17 protein-coding genes are annotated in these 16,617 nt (G+C 56.7%); 9 read left to right on the forward strand and 8 right to left on the reverse strand.

Translation table 11 applies throughout. The annotated features are described in order from the left end of the window. Positions 1–77: 77 nt before the first annotated feature. The 3 genes from SBL51_RS05875 to cysQ form a co-directional block, all read right to left on the reverse strand. Positions 78–296, reverse strand: coding sequence for a hypothetical protein (locus SBL51_RS05875; protein WP_317929963.1), 219 nt, complete (start codon positions 294–296; stop codon positions 78–80). Positions 297–598: 302 nt separating this feature from the next. Further along, complete coding sequence (locus tag SBL51_RS05880) at positions 599–856, reverse strand: hypothetical protein (protein ID WP_317929964.1); 258 nt, start codon at positions 854–856, stop codon at positions 599–601. A gap of 671 nt (positions 857–1,527) precedes the next feature. Continuing rightward, the gene (gene cysQ, locus SBL51_RS05885) at positions 1,528–2,352 is read right to left on the reverse strand and encodes a 3'(2'),5'-bisphosphate nucleotidase CysQ (RefSeq protein WP_317929965.1); all 825 of its coding nucleotides are present in this window, start codon (positions 2,350–2,352) and stop codon (positions 1,528–1,530) included. 183 nt (positions 2,353–2,535) lie between these two features. Here cysQ and yrfG point away from each other — a divergent pair, with 183 nt between their 5' ends. Genes yrfG through SBL51_RS05900 form a run of 3 tightly spaced genes read left to right on the forward strand, consistent with a single transcriptional unit; the run spans position 2,536 to position 5,117 of the window. Further along, positions 2,536–3,204: a GMP/IMP nucleotidase gene (gene yrfG, locus SBL51_RS05890; protein WP_317929966.1), complete on the forward strand. Its 669-nt coding sequence runs from the start codon at positions 2,536–2,538 to the stop codon at positions 3,202–3,204. An 18-nt stretch (positions 3,205–3,222) separates the two neighbouring features. After that, positions 3,223–4,185, forward strand: a complete 963-nt coding sequence (locus SBL51_RS05895) for an ELM1/GtrOC1 family putative glycosyltransferase (RefSeq protein ID WP_317929967.1) — start codon at positions 3,223–3,225, stop codon at positions 4,183–4,185. A 14-nt stretch (positions 4,186–4,199) separates the two neighbouring features. Beyond that, on the forward strand, positions 4,200–5,117 hold the full coding sequence (locus SBL51_RS05900; protein WP_317929968.1) for a hypothetical protein: 918 nt from the start codon (positions 4,200–4,202) through the stop codon (positions 5,115–5,117). Between the two features lie 66 nt (positions 5,118–5,183). On the opposite strand, the gene SBL51_RS05905 is transcribed toward SBL51_RS05900, so the two are convergent. From SBL51_RS05905 to SBL51_RS05920, 4 genes are all read right to left on the reverse strand, one after another. Beyond that, complete coding sequence (locus SBL51_RS05905; RefSeq protein ID WP_317929969.1) at positions 5,184–6,218, reverse strand: glycosyltransferase; 1,035 nt, start codon at positions 6,216–6,218, stop codon at positions 5,184–5,186. Between the two features lie 19 nt (positions 6,219–6,237). Continuing rightward, the gene (locus SBL51_RS05910) at positions 6,238–6,960 is read right to left on the reverse strand and encodes a YrbL family protein (RefSeq protein WP_317929970.1); all 723 of its coding nucleotides are present in this window, start codon (positions 6,958–6,960) and stop codon (positions 6,238–6,240) included. Beyond that, positions 6,957–7,970, reverse strand: a complete 1,014-nt coding sequence (locus SBL51_RS05915) for a glycosyltransferase (protein ID WP_317929971.1) — start codon at positions 7,968–7,970, stop codon at positions 6,957–6,959. Before SBL51_RS05915 ends, SBL51_RS05910 begins: the two co-directional genes overlap by 4 nt. Positions 7,971–8,119: 149 nt before the next feature. Continuing rightward, complete coding sequence (locus SBL51_RS05920; protein WP_317929972.1) at positions 8,120–9,238, reverse strand: glycosyltransferase family 4 protein; 1,119 nt, start codon at positions 9,236–9,238, stop codon at positions 8,120–8,122. A gap of 244 nt (positions 9,239–9,482) precedes the next feature. Here SBL51_RS05920 and SBL51_RS05925 point away from each other — a divergent pair, with 244 nt between their 5' ends. The 6 genes from SBL51_RS05925 (at position 9,483) to SBL51_RS05950 (ending at position 15,609) form a co-directional block, all read left to right on the forward strand. After that, positions 9,483–9,875, forward strand: a complete 393-nt coding sequence (locus tag SBL51_RS05925; protein ID WP_317929973.1) for an RNA-binding S4 domain-containing protein — start codon at positions 9,483–9,485, stop codon at positions 9,873–9,875. A 212-nt stretch (positions 9,876–10,087) separates the two neighbouring features. Next, the gene (locus SBL51_RS05930; protein WP_317929974.1) at positions 10,088–11,665 is read left to right on the forward strand and encodes a serine protease; all 1,578 of its coding nucleotides are present in this window, start codon (positions 10,088–10,090) and stop codon (positions 11,663–11,665) included. Then, complete coding sequence (locus SBL51_RS05935) at positions 11,662–12,105, forward strand: DUF4124 domain-containing protein (protein WP_317929975.1); 444 nt, start codon at positions 11,662–11,664, stop codon at positions 12,103–12,105. Before SBL51_RS05930 ends, SBL51_RS05935 begins: the two co-directional genes overlap by 4 nt. A gap of 174 nt (positions 12,106–12,279) precedes the next feature. After that, a complete protein-coding gene (hslO, locus tag SBL51_RS05940; RefSeq protein ID WP_317929976.1) occupies positions 12,280–13,161 on the forward strand; it encodes an Hsp33 family molecular chaperone HslO in 882 nt (293 codons plus the stop codon). Positions 13,162–13,483: 322 nt separating this feature from the next. Beyond that, the gene (locus SBL51_RS05945) at positions 13,484–15,049 is read left to right on the forward strand and encodes a phosphoenolpyruvate carboxykinase (RefSeq protein ID WP_317929977.1); all 1,566 of its coding nucleotides are present in this window, start codon (positions 13,484–13,486) and stop codon (positions 15,047–15,049) included. Between the two features lie 92 nt (positions 15,050–15,141). Further along, positions 15,142–15,609 carry a GNAT family N-acetyltransferase gene (locus tag SBL51_RS05950; RefSeq protein WP_317929978.1) on the forward strand — a complete coding sequence of 156 codons (468 nt, stop codon included), beginning with the start codon at positions 15,142–15,144 and terminating at the stop codon, positions 15,607–15,609. 107 nt (positions 15,610–15,716) lie between these two features. On the opposite strand, the gene SBL51_RS05955 is transcribed toward SBL51_RS05950, so the two are convergent. After that, positions 15,717–16,544 carry an NAD-dependent protein deacetylase gene (locus SBL51_RS05955; RefSeq protein WP_317929979.1) on the reverse strand — a complete coding sequence of 276 codons (828 nt, stop codon included), beginning with the start codon at positions 16,542–16,544 and terminating at the stop codon, positions 15,717–15,719. Between the last annotated feature and the right edge of the window lie 73 nt (positions 16,545–16,617).

Consider the following 16,617-nt stretch of genomic DNA (forward strand, 5'->3'; position numbering starts at 1 on the left):
CATGCCAAGGCCCCGGTGAACCGGCCCTTGGACATGGCGGGTGAGAGGTTTTGGCGGCCAGGTTATGGCCGCCAAAATCAGTTAACGGCGGGGCTTTTTACACCAAACTCCAGGCCTTGTACCTTCAGCTGGGAGCCGGAGACCACCGCGTACTCCGACTCATCCAATGGACTCTTGTTGCGGGCCAGCGCATAGGCTTTGGCTTTTGCCCGATCTTTGCTGCGATAAACCAAGTGCTTGTAACGATGGTTAACGACGTACCAAAAGGTAGGATCTAAACTGCGCGCAGGTTCCATAAATCGGGACTCCCAATAGAAGAAATTCATTGCCCATGGCCAATTACCATCAGCTGACCGGCAAGCAACCTATGCAAAGGTTGCCAGTTAACAGGTCAGTCAACAATTTAAATCTAGCAGTCCGATTGCTATCCGCTGGCCGAAAACAGACGGAGTTACTCTCTGCAGGATGACACAGCGCTCATTTCTGACAATTGCTGGAACAGTGCCTCGGCAGAGGAGGAAAGACGCGCAAACCCCTGAGGAATCAGGCGGCACACCATGAATGGTTGCCGCCAACTTTTGGGTTGGCGGCAATGGAATTAGAAGCTGTAGGGTAGATTGGAGAGCAGTTGACGACGGGAATTAATCATCTCTTTGTAGGTTTCGAGCATGGCAAAATCGACCGAACTGGAATCGATACTGATCTGCTCAAGTTGACGCTGCAAGTTTGTGATCTCGGCCTGGATTCGACTTTTGGTCATATCGGAGATCTGCTGATCGACATTGACAGGGATTTTCGGCTCTTTCATAACATTAGCCTCATAGGAGAGAGTTGGACGACCAAGTACGTGTGACATACCTGGATGGGCACCTTGCTATTTATCCTGCGGCTGCGGCTATCTTCGCTACACGCCAATCACTAACGATGGCGGTGGCTAAGTGGCAGCGTGACCAGCACCTTCTAGGCATCACTCACAATCAGCACCGTTACCTGAACGGTAATCTGGCAACCGATCGAATGTGCCCTGCGTCCATACAACCCTGAAGAACATTGGCACAGCACTCCATAGTCAATGGCACTGCACCTGTCCGGATAACTCATGGGATAGAAACCTACCCAGACTTACCCTTCCCTTTTACCTGTTGTTATAGCGACTTATTTTTGATTCTGCTGTTTTGAGTTTTGTAGGGCCACAGCCCAGCATACACTCTTGGCCGCCCTCAGGCAGCCAAAGATTATGAACTATAGCGCTAACCTTTCGGAATACGCGTGGAAATGGGTCACATTTCCCATGACGCGCCAATCATCAACAACCCCACAACCACCAAATAATAGGTGCCGGGGCAGGTGTACGTTTGGTGTACAGGTCATACCCGCCACTGGAGTAGCGTATAACAGGTTTTCAGGCCCCTGCTGACGACCAGCAGCAAAGAGCCATTGCTAAAACTGAAACGGATATCTTACTTGGAGGTTAATCGCCCTGGCAGCCACAGTGTTTCTGCCAGGGCGACTCATCGATTGGCTGTATCAGTTGCTTAACAACGCTGGCCAATCGTAGGCGGAATCACCCACCACGTAGAAGTAGGGGTTGAGAATATCGTCCTTGGTGTTGTAACGCAGTACATTAAAGTCGATATCCATCACCTGGCCACCGGCCGCTTCAACCACCGCCTGAGCGGCAGCGGTATCCCACTCGGAGGTGAGCGCCAAACGAGGATAGAGGTCGGCCTGCCCTTCAGCCACCAGGCAGAGCTTCAGCGAACTGCCCATATTTTTGGTATCTACCGGGCCCAGGGCCGCGGTGAGCTTGTCGAGCATGGCATCAACGGCGTCGGCACCGTGACTGCGGCTGGCCACCACTTCGATTGGCAGGCCAGTGGCTTGGCGCTCGGCCAGCGTGCGCACCTGAATCGCCTGCTCCTCTCCCTGGCTAACCTTCCAAGCGCCCAGGCCTTTAATGCCGGAGTAGGTGATATCCAGCACAGGCACGTAAACCACCCCCAGTACCGGTACACCTTGGTCGATCAGCGCCACATTAACGGTAAATTCACCGTTGCGTTTGATAAACTCCTTGGTGCCGTCCAAGGGGTCAATGATCCAGTAGCGATCCCAGCTGGAACGCTCTGAGAAAGGCGGCAGAGCCGACTCTTCCGAAAGCACAGGAACACCCGGCAACAGCGCCTCTAATGCCGGATGCAGAATTTTGTGAGCGGCCAGGTCGGCCTCAGTCACGGGGGAATTATCAGCTTTAGCATCGACATTAAAACCGGAATCCCGATTGTATACCTCTAAAATAGCCTCACCGGCTGTACGGGAAATAGTAACTACCTGTGCTAACAGCTCTTTATCCATGAAAAATCCTCTTTCTGTTTGACTACATTCGCTTTAACTAATAGCTCGATCCATCGCCTACGGATGCTACCGCGTTACCACTCTAAAGCTTTTGGCAAGGCCACAGTTAGACTTCTGACTGACTTCAATCCTCACCCGATTAACGGCATACTACCGCCACTTGTTTAATTAACCAATGATGCCATGCCCCCCCACTCGCCCCCTTCGATAGACTGGCAACAAATCGACACTGTTTTGTTGGATATGGACGGCACCTTGCTCGACCTTCACTTCGATAACTATTTTTGGCTGGAACATCTGCCGGCGCACTATGCGCAGGTAAATAAGTTAAGCCGGGAAGAGGCCAAACGGGTGTTAGAGCACCAGTTCCGCAGCCACGAGGGCACGCTTAACTGGTATTGCCTGGATCACTGGTCAGCGGCACTGCAGCTCAATGTCGGAGAGTTGAAACGGGAGGTGCAACATAAGATTTGCGTGCGACCCTATGTTGAAGGTTTTCTAGCATCGTTGAAGGCACTGGATAAAAAACTGGTACTCATTACCAATGCCCACCAACAATCTCTGCAGCTTAAGTTGGAAGTTACCCAGATTAACCGCTGGTTGGACGTTGTGATATCCTCTCACCAATTCAAATACCCCAAAGAACACCAGGAATTTTGGCAGAGACTGCACGCCATTGAGCAATTTGATCCCGAACGCACGCTCTTTATTGACGATACCGTGCGAATTTTAAAAGCCGCAGAGAACTTTGGCATACGCCACCTGCTGTGCATACACCAGCCCGATAGCCAGCGCCCGAGACGGGTGGAAGAGTACCCAGCGATTTACCACTTTGACGAAATCATGCCTTAATTCAATAAGGCCACCGCAATGAATTCAATTTCCCCATTTGTGATCTGGCGATTTGTTGATGGCAAACTCGGCCATGAAAAACAGACACAAGCACTTGTGGAAGGTCTGCAACGCCTGTTACCGGTCGAGTTGGTCAACATAGACGTGTCGGGTTTACAGCATACCTTGCGGGCGCTACTCAGCAAGCGCTGGCCGGAGCTTAAGCATCTGCCGAAGCCCGATATGGCATTGGCCGCCGGGCGCCTGACCCACTGGCCAACGATCGCCGCCAAACGCACCTATGGCGCCGCCGCCGTGGTAATTCACAACCCCACCAGTGTGCCGCCGTGGCTGTTCGACGTAATCATCACCCCGCAGCACGATGGCTTTGCCACCGGCGGACGTCGTCTGGTGGTGCCCACCGCGCTCTCCTCTGTGGTCGACAGCCACCCCGAGCCCAATCGCGGGTTGATTTTAATTGGTGGTGAGAGCAACCACTTTGTGTGGCAGGAAGAGCGGTTACTGGCTCAACTTAAAACACTGCTCAACCAATACCCCGATATTCAGTGGCGTATCTCCAGCTCCAGGCGCACCCCCAAAAGTACCGATGAGCTGCTGCAGGTGTTTTGTCAGCAGAGCAGTAACGCCGAGTTTTTCGCCGTGGAGACCTTATCGGCCGACTGGCTGCCGCAACAACTGGCCGCCGCCAGTCAAATTTGGGTAACCGCCGATTCGGCTTCTATGTTGGGTGAGGCGCTTAACACACAAGCTCAGGTTGGCGTGATTGCGCTAAACTCCCGCAAACACAACCGATTAAACAAGCTGGAGAAGTCCATTACCGCCCTGCAACAAAAAGGCGAGATTGGCTGGTGTGACGAATCTCAGCTGCTATCCGCACCGCCTCGAGCGCAGGCCGCCAATTACCATTTTGTCGTCAGCGAGCAGCTGGTGCAGTTACTTGTTAAGAAGAAATTCATTCACAACTCGCAATTATCGCAATAGGAAGACCTTCGTTCATGCCACCACTACTCCCCCTGTTTCGCAACCGCCGACGCAAGCGCCGTCATAAAGAGCAAGTTGAAAGTGTTGGATTGAATCGCGTGGTCAATCTGAGCCTATTACTGGAAGAACGGTTACTCGCTGGCAAGGAGCCTGGCGTCGGTAATAGTTGTGCGCACGAGATAGTCATCAGCCTGACCACCTATGACAAACGCATTGATAATGTCTGCCTCACCATTGAGAGCCTAATGCGGCAAACTTTGAAAGCCGACCGCATTGTTTTGAATGTTGCCGCCCAGGATTTTTCACCGGAAACGTTACCGGTGAGTTTGCAGCTGCAACATCAGCGTGGTTTGGAAATTGTCTACGTGGATGAAGACCTCGGGCCCTACACCAAATTCTTTTACACACTGCAAAAGTACCCCGATGCGTTGGTCATCACCGCTGACGACGACCTGCTCTACCCAATGGATATGGTGGCCCAGCTTTACAGCGCTTATCTGCGGCAGCCTGATATGATTCACTGCCACCGGGCACATCGAATATTAAACGATGACTCAGGCAAGCTTCTGCCCTACAAGCAATGGGACTTTAACACCGGTAAAACAAAGCCCGGGCTGGATATATTCCCTACGGGAGTGGGTGGCGTGCTCTATTTTCCTGGCTGTTTCCACCCGGATATTTTTAATAAAGAGCTCTTTTTACAACTGGCGCCCAATGCCGACGATATTTGGCTAAAAGCCATGTCGCTTAAAAATGGCACCCTGTGCGCTAAGATTGCCGATGACCGCGACTGGTCCATGCGCTTTCATCTGATTCCCGGCTCGCAGAAAACCAATTTAAAGCGCAAAAACAAAGCGAAGCGTGGTGGTAACGACGAAAAAATTGCCAGAGTATTCGCCCACTACAATTTGTCGGAATTACTCAGCAATTAAAAAACGGGGGCGTTTCAAAGCGCCCCTGTACGGCCGGTGGCTATAGCAGGCCCAGGCCGACAGCAATCATTGAGTAATTTCTCCAAAAAACTGTTGGTACTTTTCAATGATGCGCTCAACGCTGTAGTCGCGACTGTAGGCACTGGCCCCTTGGGCAACCAGCTCGGCCGCGGCCGGCCTGTCGTTCAGCACTTGGCTGATGGCTGCCACCAGCGCCTGTACATCATCAATCGGTACCAGCAAGCCATCGACCCCATGGGTGATCACCTCCGACGGCCCCTGGGATGCCGCCGCCACCACCGGACACTGGTGATACCAGGCCTCCAACAAAATGCTCCCCAAGCCCTCGTGGCGAGAGGGACAGACAAACAGGTCGGCCGTGGCCAGCAGGGCGTTGATGTCGTCCCGCCACCCCAAAAAGCGGACCCGGTCGGTAATCGACAACTCCTCCGCCAGCGCTTTTAAGGCGCCCTCCTCCGGCCCGGCGCCCGCCAGCCAGAGCACCCCTTCGGGTAGTTTGGCCAGCGCTTTCAGCAACACATCAAAGCCCTTATTGCGATGCAAACGGCCAAACGCCAGCAGTAGTGGTTGATCGGTGGGGGTTTGAAAACTGTCCCGCGGCAGGGCCGGTGCCCGCACCTCATCGATGAAGTTGGGGATATGCACCACCCGCTCGGCGGGTAGCCCGCCCTGAATCATATGCCGGCAGATACCTCGGGTGATGCCCACCCAGTAGTCGCAGTGGCGGTAGGATTTCAGGTCGTAGTAGTGGCCGAGCCTGGCCACCAATTTGTAGTCACCAGGAGGCGTTAGCAACGTCGCCCGCCCCATAAAGGTCATGACGATATCCGGGGCAAAGCGGCGCAGTGCCCGACGATAGAAGTAGTGGTCCCAAAAATTGAAACGGCCGCCGAAACGAAACAGCTCCATCTCGACACCCGCGGCCGCCATCACCTGCTGGCGGCGTGGATTTGGACGGGTGAAGGCGCGAATGGAGTAGTCGCTACGGCGCTGCATCTCGGCAACAAAACGGGCGTAGAAATTTTCGGCGCCGCCCACCGCAGCACCCGCTAAAACGGGTGCAAACTTTATGGTCGTCAAGCTTGTATCCTGTAAATCATTAATTTTCTGACTGCCTGGCGGATGCCTTACTCAGCTGTCGCTGATCATCCTCCAGCCAACCGTGGTAACCCCAACTCTTTCCGGTTTTCTGGTTATTGATAAGGTTATCAATCGCCGCCAGCAGCCGCTCGGCCTTACGCTGAGCCTTGGCCCGAGCCAGGCTCGGCAGCCAGTTGGCCAGAGGCAGCAGATCCGGCCAGCCCAGCCCATCAATCACCACCAAACGCAGGCGATCATCTGTTTGTTGCTGCACGACTATGTTATGCAGCAACAAATTGCGCGAGGGCATACCCAGCTCCCCCCACCGTTTGATGAAAGCGTGGACGGCGGCCATCAGTTTAGGTTCCCGGCCCTGCTGCCAGACACACTGCTTCAGCGACAGCGAGACCCGGCCATCGCTGTCGGTGATCATTTCACTCACCAGCCCTGGGCCATGGTTGGTATCGACCATACCAAAGCAGCGGGGAATCAATTGAAAAGCGGCCTCCCCCACCAAGCGCTCGATCTGCTGATAGATACGCAGCTCCTGCCAGTTATCATCAAAATAGTGCAGTGGTTTTAAATTGCGGGGGAAACGATATTTGGCCCTCTTGATGGCCGGCAGGCGATCCGGGCGCAGCACCTTAATGCAACGCCCGGCATCTCTTGGATCAGAGAAACAGAGACGGTTACCACCTTGGGTAAAGGCGTTGTCCAACGGCCCCAAGTCAACGATGGTCATCGGTGCCAAACATAGTCGTGTGAAAAGGGCAACCCCATGGAGGCTTCGACGATGTACTGGGCGTAGAGCGTGGCGTTGATCTCTTTGTGGAAAAACTCCCGCGCCCGCGAAGCCCAGTAACGGCGCTTGGCGTTGTCGTAGAAGAAGTCGCGCAGCTGCTGCTCGAGTTCATCCACATCGGAAAAGTAGACCAGGGTCTCCGGCGGCAATAACTCGTCAAACCGGCCGCCGCTGTGGGTGAAGGTCAGTAGACCGTTGCCCACCAGCTGCGCCATGCGCGCGGAAGAGTACCAATAGAGCCCCTCCTGGCGATTGAGGTTTAACCCCATTTTGCTGGCCGCCAAGGTGCGGTCGTAGTCGCGCCCCCAAACGCCCGGCTCACCAAAGCTGCCCGGGGTTTTAAAGACAAACTCCTCGGGCAGATTGTGCATCAGCTTGGCCACCAGCTCGCCGCGCTGGGTGTAGGCGGTCTCCTTGCTGCAAAACAGCAGATCGATGGGCAGCTCATCGTGGGTGGAGCTGTCGAAGGTCTCGATGGAACTGTCGACTGGGTTGGGCATGTGCCACAGCTTGGCACGGGCGTTGGTGAAGGGCGCCAGTTCACTCACACCGGTGGAGACGAACATCGAGTCCACCACCTGCACCCGCTGCTCAATTTTGGCGACGTTGTCCGGCACAAACAGCGGGTCGTTGTTGCAGCCGGTGATCACCACGCCTGGGCGAATCGTGCGCGCCGCCTCCAGGGTGGCGTTATCGATAGTGTCGCAATGGCCGACAATGATCAGCTCCGGCTCAAACGCTTCAATGGTTTGCAGCAGCCGTTTATTGGCCTTTTTGCGGCCCAGCTCGCGAATTCCAAGCGGCGCCTCAAAGGCGGCCACATCACGGTCGCTAAAGGCTTGCACACAGTGACCACTGCGAATTAAGCCAAAATAGAGCTTTTGCGCCCAGCTGACACGATTGTGCCCATATTTACGCAACTGCTGGTGTGCAACGTGGAGAATGCGCATGTAATCTTCTTTCTCTTTGCTCTTTGCTTTTAGGTTCTTGGCTGTTCGCCATTCCCATGGATATCGATTGAACAGCTATTAAATTGGGCGGCGTGGGGCTAGCCTCCTGCTCGCAAGCGCCGCCAATATAAGCGGATGGCGCGCTTAGCTCAAACCACGTCGCCGCGCCCGGCCAGCACCTGCTGGTAGACTTGAACCGTTTTACCCGCCTGGGTCGCCAGGGTGAACTCCTCGCTCAGCTGCACCGCCGGTGTTGAGGCCAGCAGCTCCGTCACCTTTGCTTTGAGTGTGGACATATCACCATCGGCCACCAGCCCCTCAGGGAAACAGGCTGCCAGCGACTCCGCCGGCCCGCCGCTGTTAAAAGCCACCACCGGGGTGCCCACCGCCAGCGCCTCGATCACGGTGCGACCAAAGGGCTCGGGGTGTTGCGACAGGTTAAGCACCAGCCGACTGATGCCATAGAGGTTGGCAATATCATTGCGGTGCCCGAGAAAGGTGATCATCTCGCTCAACCCCTCGGCCGCCACGCGCTGCTTGAGCTCCTGCTCATACTCCTCTTTACCGGGGCTTGGCCCCCCCACAATCAGGCCGTGGCAATCGATGCCGTCTGCCTTCAACGACGCCATCAAATCAATAAATTCGGTCTGCCCCTTCCAGCGGCTCAGCCGGCCGGGCATCAGCAGTAGCGGCTTATTGGCCAGCTCCGGATACTGGCTGAAAAATGCTTCTCGCCACTCGGCATTCACCTGGAAGTCCGCCGGAAATAGCCGACGATCGACGCCGCGATGCACCAGGGTGATCTTAGCCGGTGAGACCTTCGGGTAGTTGCCCACTATGTAGTCGCGCACACACTCGCTGATCGCTATCACCCGGTCGCCACAGCCCATAATGGCGCTGTAGCCATTGACCGAATAGAGCCCATGAAAGGTGGAAACCAATCCTGGCCGCCTGGCCCTTGGCCGCCGACCGATGGCCAGCCACACCAACCAGGCCGGCATGCGCGAACGGACGTGGACGATATCGGCGTCGATGCTGTCCAGCAGGCGGCGTAAAGAGCGCACCTTGGTAAACGACCAGAGGCTCTTCTTGTGCACTGGAAAGGCAATATGGCGCGACCCCTCCTGCTCAAGCAGCGCCACCTGTCGACCACCGGCCGAGATCACAATCGACTCGTGACCCTGCTCCACCAGAAAACGGGCAAACTCAACCGTCCCGCGCTCAACACCACCGGCATTCAGTTCGGGCAACACCTGTACAATCCGCAAGCCTTGAATCTCCTGAGCCAATCTAAGGCGGCGCCATTCTAGCGGAAATCGGCTGCACAGGATAAGAGCAAAAAGTCCGAGAGGCTTGCCGCCGTGAATGACGGCTGTCATAGTGGCTCGATATAGCTCAGCCGCGCGCCCTCAGGCCGGCTACAGGCAGGCTGAGTTCCAGTCTCTCTCAACCCGCAAGAACTGCTCCAGCGCTTGGGCACTGGTTAGCAGAAGAGCACAACCACGAAGGCAGATGGATAAGGTACGCATTGATAAATGGCTCTGGGCGGCCCGCTTTTTTAAAACGCGCAGCCTCGCCAAGCAGGCAATTGATGGCGGCAAGGTCCAGTGTGATGGCCAACGGGTTAAAGCCAGTAAAGATGTAACGCCCGGTCTCACCCTCACCATTACCCGCGGCTTCGACAAAACCGAGGTCACCATTGTCGCGCTTTCGGATCAGCGTCGGGGCGCCCCCGAGGCGCAAACCCTCTATGAAGAGACCCCCGCCAGCAAGCAGCGACGGGAACAGGCCGCCGTCGAACGCAAAGCGGCGGGCGCCGCCCACGCCCACTTTGATCACCGGCCCAATAAACGCGAGCGGCGGCTGATTCATCGCTTCCGCGACCTGCTGAAAGACCCGGAGTGACAACGCCGCCAACCACCAGATGCAGACTGGGACAGGCCGAACCGGGCAAAAAAGAGTACTGGCACACAGATTGGGGCAGAGCTGACTGGGCTGAGCTGGGATTCGCGCCAAAATGGTCCCAGCCAAGACCCACCCCATCAATCTTGGCTAAACTGGTTTGAGTAATACGCCGGACCGTTCGACCAACTCTCAGCACCGGAACCAGGCTGACTATGCAGAAATCTGACTTCCCTGCCTCGCTTCTCTCCCCCTTAATAAGCCTGGTGCTGCTGTGCACCTGCAGCCTGGTATCCGCCGGTGATGCAAACGAACTGCTACGCCTCAAGCAGGCGGTGATAAAGATTTACACCACCCGCGCCGCGCCCGATTACTTCACCCCCTGGCGCCTGCTGAACCTGGAGCAGACCAGTGGTTCCGGTGCCGTTATCAGTGGCAATCGCATTCTTACCAATGCCCATGTGGTGGCCGATGCCCGTTACCTGCAGGTGCAGAAGCACGATGACCCGCAGAAGTACCTGGCCTCGGTGGAGTTTGTCTCCCATGAGGCGGATCTGGCGATTGTCGCGGTGAATGATCAGCACTTCTTCGATGGTTTAAAGCCGCTGACCATCGGCAAGCTGCCGGCGCCTTTGACCGAGGTCTCGGTATTCGGCTTCCCCTTTGGCGGTCAGACCCTCAGCATCACCCGCGGTGTGCTCTCCCGGGTGGAGCATCAGCGCTACGCCCACGCCGGCAGCTATCTGTTGGCCGGGCAGATAGACGCCGCCATCAACCCCGGCAACAGCGGCGGCCCGGTGATTGTCGACAACAAGATCGTCGGTGTCGTTATGCAGGCCAACGCCGGCGCCAACGCCGAAAACCAGGGCTACTTCGTGCCACCGCCGATCATCAATCATGTTCTTAAAGATGCCGAAGATGGCGTCTTCAATGGCGTGCCTGATCTCGGCTTTCGCACCCAAAGTCTGGAGAGCCCCGCCAGCCGAAGGGCACACGGCCTGGAAAATAGCGAACAGGGGGTGTTGGTCACCAAGGTGTTTGCCGACAGCTCCGCCTTTGGCCAGGTCCAGGAGAACGACGTCCTACTGGCGATTAACAACCACCCCATCGCCAACGACCAGACCATCCGCCTGGCCGAGGATCTGCGCACCGACTACAAATACATCGTCGATGACCTGCAGCCGGGCGACCCGCTGCGCCTGCAACTGGCGCGGGCGGGGCACCGCTTAACCGTCACCATTACCGCCGACCAGGCCGACACCAGCCGCACCCTGGTGCAGGGTCTGCAGTACGATCAGCAGCCCCGCTATATTGTCTACGGTGGTGTGGTGTTTGTGCCGCTCAACATGAACTTGATCAAACGTTGGGGCCACGACTGGCCGCGACAGGCACCGATCGATTTTCTGCATGCCCGTAACGAGTGGGCCAAGCCCGAGCAACGGGAACTGGTGGTGGCACTGAAGGTGCTCGCCGCTGATGTGAACCTCGGTTATCACAACTGGAGCAACTGGATCATCAGCGAGGTCAACGGCACGCCAATCCGGGACTTCAGCCACTTTGCCGAGATGCTCTACGGCTACCAGGGTGAGTTCATCCGCTTCAGTGATGACAAGGGCAATCAGATGGTGCTGGACCACCCGCTGGCACTGGAGTCAGAAGCGTCCATCCTGGAGCGTTACGGCCTGCCGGCCAGCCAGTCGAGCGGCCTGTATGACCATTTCGCGTCCATGGCTCCGGACGCCCCCTTTGAGCAGGACAAAACCGAAAGTAAACAGCTGCAGCAGGATTTATGAACGTAAGAGCAATGCTTGCCACCTGCGCGGTGGTACTGGCCGCAATGCCAGGTTATTTGAACGCCCAGATCTATCGCTGGGTGGATGACAACGGCAAGGTGCACTACAGCGACCGCAAGCCGGAAACCAATCGGGCCGACGATGTCAGTGACGACCTCGGCACCATTAATGTCACCGCCAGCGAGCCGGTACAAGCGCGCGGCAGAGATCTGCCGGAAACCGAAGCCGAGCGGGCAGTGCGCGAATCTGAAGAACGCGAGGCGCAAAAGGCCAGTGCCGCCAAACAGAAACAGTGCGCTATCGCCCGTGACTCCCTGCGCAAGATCTCCGGGCCGGTCTATTTCGAGCGACCGGATGGCTCCACCTATGAGATTACCGAAGAGGAGCGCGCCGAACGCGAGGGCCAACTGCGCCAGGCCATTGATCGCTACTGTCAGTAGTGCCTTGGCCGGGAATAGAGCACAGCGATTGGCCGCACAACAGTTGCTACAGCAATCCCGGCCGCCGGCAGCGCTTCTCAGCCTGCCCAGATCGAGTACAATAGCCACTTTGCCGAGCCCACAGGCTCCTCTCGCCCCTCCTGACCGCTAAGTTAACGGAACCAGAACACCACCATGTCCGACCAGCAGTGCCGATTTCTCTTCGACAACGCCGATATCCGCGGCGAATTTGTTCAGCTTGAACAGAGCTATCAGCAGGTCATTAGCAATAATGATCTTCCCACCGTCATTCAACAGCTGCTGGGTGATTTTCTCAGTGCCGTCAGCCTGCTCGCCGCAACCCTCAAGTTCGATGGCATATTAACCCTGCAGGCGCGAGGCTCCGGCCCACTGTCGATGATTATGGCCGAGTGCACTCACCAACAGCAGGTGCGGGCCATTGCCAGGCTCAATGAAGAGGTGGACGAAACCACCCCGCTGCCCAACGACCTGCAGGCACTGGTTGGCAACGATGGTATTCTGGCGCTGATTATCGATCCGGATAAAGGCGAACGTTACCAGGGCATTGTGCCCCTGGATGCACCCAACCTGGCCGCCTGCCTGGAACACTATTTTTCCCAATCCGAGCAGATTGGCACCCGCATTTGGCTTGCCCGCAACCAACAGCGCTGCGCTGGCCTGCTGCTGCAGGCGCTACCGAAAAGCAATGTCGCCACCGAAGAGGAGAACCTAGACCACTGGCAGACCGCCGTGCATCTGGTCTCTACGGTTAAGGCCGAAGAGCTCCTGGAGCTTGCGCCGCAAACTCTGGTGCACAGATTGCTTAATGAATTCCCGATACGCCTGCTCGCGGCCACACCGGTTGCGTTCCAATGCAGCTGTTCCCGTGAGCGCTCTGCCCAGGCATTGAGCGCGCTGGGAGAAACCGAGGTGATGACCATGCTGGCGGAAAGCCCAACAATTATTATTGATTGCCAGTTCTGCCATCAACGCTATCAATTTGACATGGATGATTTATCCGAGCTATTTCCCGATAACCACCCCACTCTGCATTGATAGCACGCAACAGAATACGACTAAAATACAGCCCTAAGTTGGCTAAATTACCGGGTGTGAAGATCGCCTAATGCACTGTTTTCTGTCATACTTCGCGCCCTCAACCCAATCCCACAGGAAGGGCAAGAGTAAAGCAGCTGAGCCCGCACAATCTGATAGAGCCCCGCTCTAGCACGCGAGCTAAGTTGAGCCAGCCAGGAGGGCTGACTCGCCAACAAAATATACGTACTTACCGGTGATCTTGTGGCCATTGCCCAGGTAAGTTTATTGCCCACTAACTTGACCCGGCCACACACTACTAGCAGCTCACAGGACTAGCCTAATGACACAGATAGAAGAAGCCACGGCCACCGAACACATGGATTTGACTGCGCCATTGCTGATCGAACAAGCATTGAGTCGCAACGAGGGTTACCTATCTCACACCGGAGCCTTTGTTTCAGAAACCGGAGCGCGAACCGGACGTTCGCCAGCTGATCGCTTTATCGTCGAAGAGCCTTCCACCGCAGAAGCCATTGACTGGGGTGGCGTCAACCGCCCATTCCCCGCCGACAAATTTGATCTGCTTTGGGATCGCGTCGAAGAGTATCTGGTGCAAAACGATACCTTCGTTTCGCACCTGCATGTCGCCCAAGACAACGACTACTACATCCCCGTTGTGGTGACCACCGAAACCGCGTGGCACAGCCTGTTTGCCCTGAACATGTTTATCCGCTCAGACAACTACAACCCCAAAGGTAAAGAAGAGTGGCGCATTCTGCATGCCGCCAACTTCGAGTGTCTGCCCGAGCGCGATGGCACCAACTCCGATGGTATTGTCTGCATCAACTTTGCCCAACGCAAAGTGCTGATTGCCGGTATGAAGTACGCCGGTGAGATGAAAAAATCGATGTTCTCTGTGCAGAACTTCCTGCTGCCAGAGAAAGACGTTATGCCCATGCACTGCTCGGCCAACGTCGGCAAAGATGGCGACACCTGCCTCTTCTTCGGCCTTTCCGGCACCGGTAAAACCACCCTCTCCGCCGACCCGGAACGCTACCTGATTGGCGACGACGAGCACGGTTGGGCCAAGGGCACCGTATTTAATATGGAGGGCGGTTGCTACGCCAAAACCATCGATCTGAGTCAAAAGAACGAGCCCGTTATCTGGGATGCCATCCGCTTTGGCTCCATCGTTGAGAACGTTATCCACGACCCGGACACTCGTGTACCCGATTACGCGGATACCAGCCTGACCGAAAACGGCCGCTGCTCTTACCCGCTGGAGCACGTTGAAATGCGCGTGGTAGAGAACCGCGCCGGCGAGCCCAAAAACGTGATCTTCCTGACCTGTGACGTAACCGGCGTACTGCCACCGGTTGCCATCCTCAACAAGGAAGCCGCGGCCTACCACTTCCTGTCGGGCTATACCGCTCGTGTTGGCTCCACGGAACTGGGTGCGGAAGCGGGTATCAACCCCACCTTCTCCACCTGTTTCGGCGCGCCGTTCATGCCTCGCCCGGCCCGCGAATACGCCGAACTGCTGATGAAGCGCATTCAGGACTTTGGCGCCAGCGTCTACCTGGTTAATACCGGTTGGACCGGTGGCTCCGGCGGCGCTGGCGGCGACGGTTCCCGCTTCCCGATTCCGGTGACCCGAGCTGTAGTTGCTGCCATCCAAAGCGGCGCCCTGGATGGTGTTGCCACCGAGCACCTCGACGCCATGAACCTGGATATCCCTCAAGCAGTACCCGGTGTCGATGCCTCCTACCTGAACCCACGCAAAGCCTGGAGCGATGCCGGCGCCTATGACGAAGCCGCCCAAAAGCTTGCCAAACTCTTTGCCGCCAACATCATTAAATTCGAAGTTAGCGAAGAGATTGCCGCTGCCGGCCCCAGCGCTGAGTAAACTCGGTTGATGCAGTAGTGGTTGGGCTCCCCGGAGCTCAACCACTTTCAACTCGCAGCCGGTCATTTTCTACCACTCGACTGCAACACACCTTGAAGCCACTATTTACCCTCTCCAGAGCCACTGCGTCTGATCGCAGCCAGTTAATTCAGTTTTGGACCAAACTGGACGACAGCCTGCCACCCACAGCCTTCGGCTCATCTCCCAGCGGCAAGAAGAAGCTCTATCAAAAACTGGCTCGGCAGCTGACCAGTATGGATCACGGCTTCGCCTTGATGGCCTGGCGGGAGAAGCAGCCAGTGGCTTGTGTGTGTGGCCACATTTACGACAAGGACGAGTCGATCAACACCCCGGTCGGGATACTCTACAACCTGTGGGTGGAACCCGATGCCCGCCGTCAGCAGCTTGCCACGCAGCTGGTGGATGAGGCGGAAGTCCGGCTGCGCAGCCTGGGCGCCAAAAGTTTTCAGGTGGCCTGGCGCAACGATCCAACTGCAGAATCCTTTTGGCGCCGCCGCGGCTACCAGGGCTACGAGACCATGGCCGGCAAACACAGCTAACCGCCAGCTACCCACAAGTCATTGCCTAAGTGATACGCCTAGAACCCGTAACCGCCTCCCAAACCAGTCACCGTTGACCGGCTTAGGCCAGCGGTTAATTCACTCGGCTAGCCAACCACCAACCGCTCAACCAGGCTGACGCAGTCGCTCTCCAGTTTTAATGAGGCCAGCGGGTCGGCCCGAGTTATCCCCTGATTGACCAAGGCGATCGGCTTGCCCTGCTCCGCCGCCTGCCGACAGAAGCGAAACCCCGAATAGACCATCAGCGAACTGCCCAGCACCAATAGCGCATCGGCGCGATCAAGAGCCGCCAGGCTCGACTCAACCCGCGCTTTGGGCACACTGCCGCCAAAGAAAACCACATCGGGCATCAGGTCGCCGCCGCAGTGGCTGCAGGGTGGGCAGCGAAGTGACTGGAAGTCGATGCCGCCAAATTCGGCGTCACCATCGGGCCGGGGTTCGGCCGCCACCGCGCGCAAGCGGTGGTAGAGCTCCGGGTTCTGCTCAATCAGCAGCTGCTGCACCGCCGCCCGTTCGAACTGGGAACCGCAGTGCAGACAGACCACCTGATCCACCCGCCCATGCAGCTCCACCAAGCGGCTGGAACCGGCTCGCCGGTGCAGGCCATCGACGTTCTGGGTAACCAATAGCTCCACCCGCCCGCGCCGCTCCCACTCCACCAGCACCTTGTGCAGGGTATTGGGCTCAGCCGACTGCATCATCTGCCAGCCAACAATACTGCGCGCCCAGTAGCGTTTGCGGGTGGTGAGGTCGGCAACAAACGCCTGGTGTTTGATCGGCTCACGCGCCAGCCAACGCCCCTCGCGGTCGCGGTAGGCGGGAATACCCGACTGAGTGCTGCAACCGGCACCGGTAATGATTAATAAATTGCGATTGCGGTCGATAAATTCCTGCAGGAGTTCTACATCTGCCAATTCAGCCACCTAACATCATCAAATCCATCCACCCGGGTGAACACCCGTGGGCAGTGGCGCCAAAAAATGCCAA

This window comes from Halioxenophilus sp. WMMB6, assembly GCF_033283405.1.
Classification (GTDB): domain Bacteria; phylum Pseudomonadota; class Gammaproteobacteria; order Pseudomonadales; family Cellvibrionaceae; genus Halioxenophilus.

What these genes read in the sequence shown, in the direction of transcription:
- SBL51_RS05875 (WP_317929963.1), bottom strand. Translation starts at nt 296, where the DNA reads ATGGAACCTGCGCGCAGTTTAGATCCTACCTTTTGGTACGTCGTTAAC.
- SBL51_RS05880 (WP_317929964.1), bottom strand. Translation starts at nt 856, where the DNA reads ATGTCACACGTACTTGGTCGTCCAACTCTCTCCTATGAGGCTAATGTT.
- cysQ (WP_317929965.1), bottom strand. Translation starts at nt 2,352, where the DNA reads ATGGATAAAGAGCTGTTAGCACAGGTAGTTACTATTTCCCGTACAGCC.
- yrfG (WP_317929966.1), top strand. Translation starts at nt 2,536, where the DNA reads ATGCCCCCCCACTCGCCCCCTTCGATAGACTGGCAACAAATCGACACT.
- SBL51_RS05895 (WP_317929967.1), top strand. Translation starts at nt 3,223, where the DNA reads ATGAATTCAATTTCCCCATTTGTGATCTGGCGATTTGTTGATGGCAAA.
- SBL51_RS05900 (WP_317929968.1), top strand. Translation starts at nt 4,200, where the DNA reads ATGCCACCACTACTCCCCCTGTTTCGCAACCGCCGACGCAAGCGCCGT.
- SBL51_RS05910 (WP_317929970.1), bottom strand. Translation starts at nt 6,960, where the DNA reads ATGACCATCGTTGACTTGGGGCCGTTGGACAACGCCTTTACCCAAGGT.
- SBL51_RS05915 (WP_317929971.1), bottom strand. Translation starts at nt 7,970, where the DNA reads ATGCGCATTCTCCACGTTGCACACCAGCAGTTGCGTAAATATGGGCAC.
- SBL51_RS05925 (WP_317929973.1), top strand. Translation starts at nt 9,483, where the DNA reads ATGGATAAGGTACGCATTGATAAATGGCTCTGGGCGGCCCGCTTTTTT.
- SBL51_RS05930 (WP_317929974.1), top strand. Translation starts at nt 10,088, where the DNA reads ATGCAGAAATCTGACTTCCCTGCCTCGCTTCTCTCCCCCTTAATAAGC.
- SBL51_RS05935 (WP_317929975.1), top strand. Translation starts at nt 11,662, where the DNA reads ATGAACGTAAGAGCAATGCTTGCCACCTGCGCGGTGGTACTGGCCGCA.
- hslO (WP_317929976.1), top strand. Translation starts at nt 12,280, where the DNA reads ATGTCCGACCAGCAGTGCCGATTTCTCTTCGACAACGCCGATATCCGC.
- SBL51_RS05945 (WP_317929977.1), top strand. Translation starts at nt 13,484, where the DNA reads ATGACACAGATAGAAGAAGCCACGGCCACCGAACACATGGATTTGACT.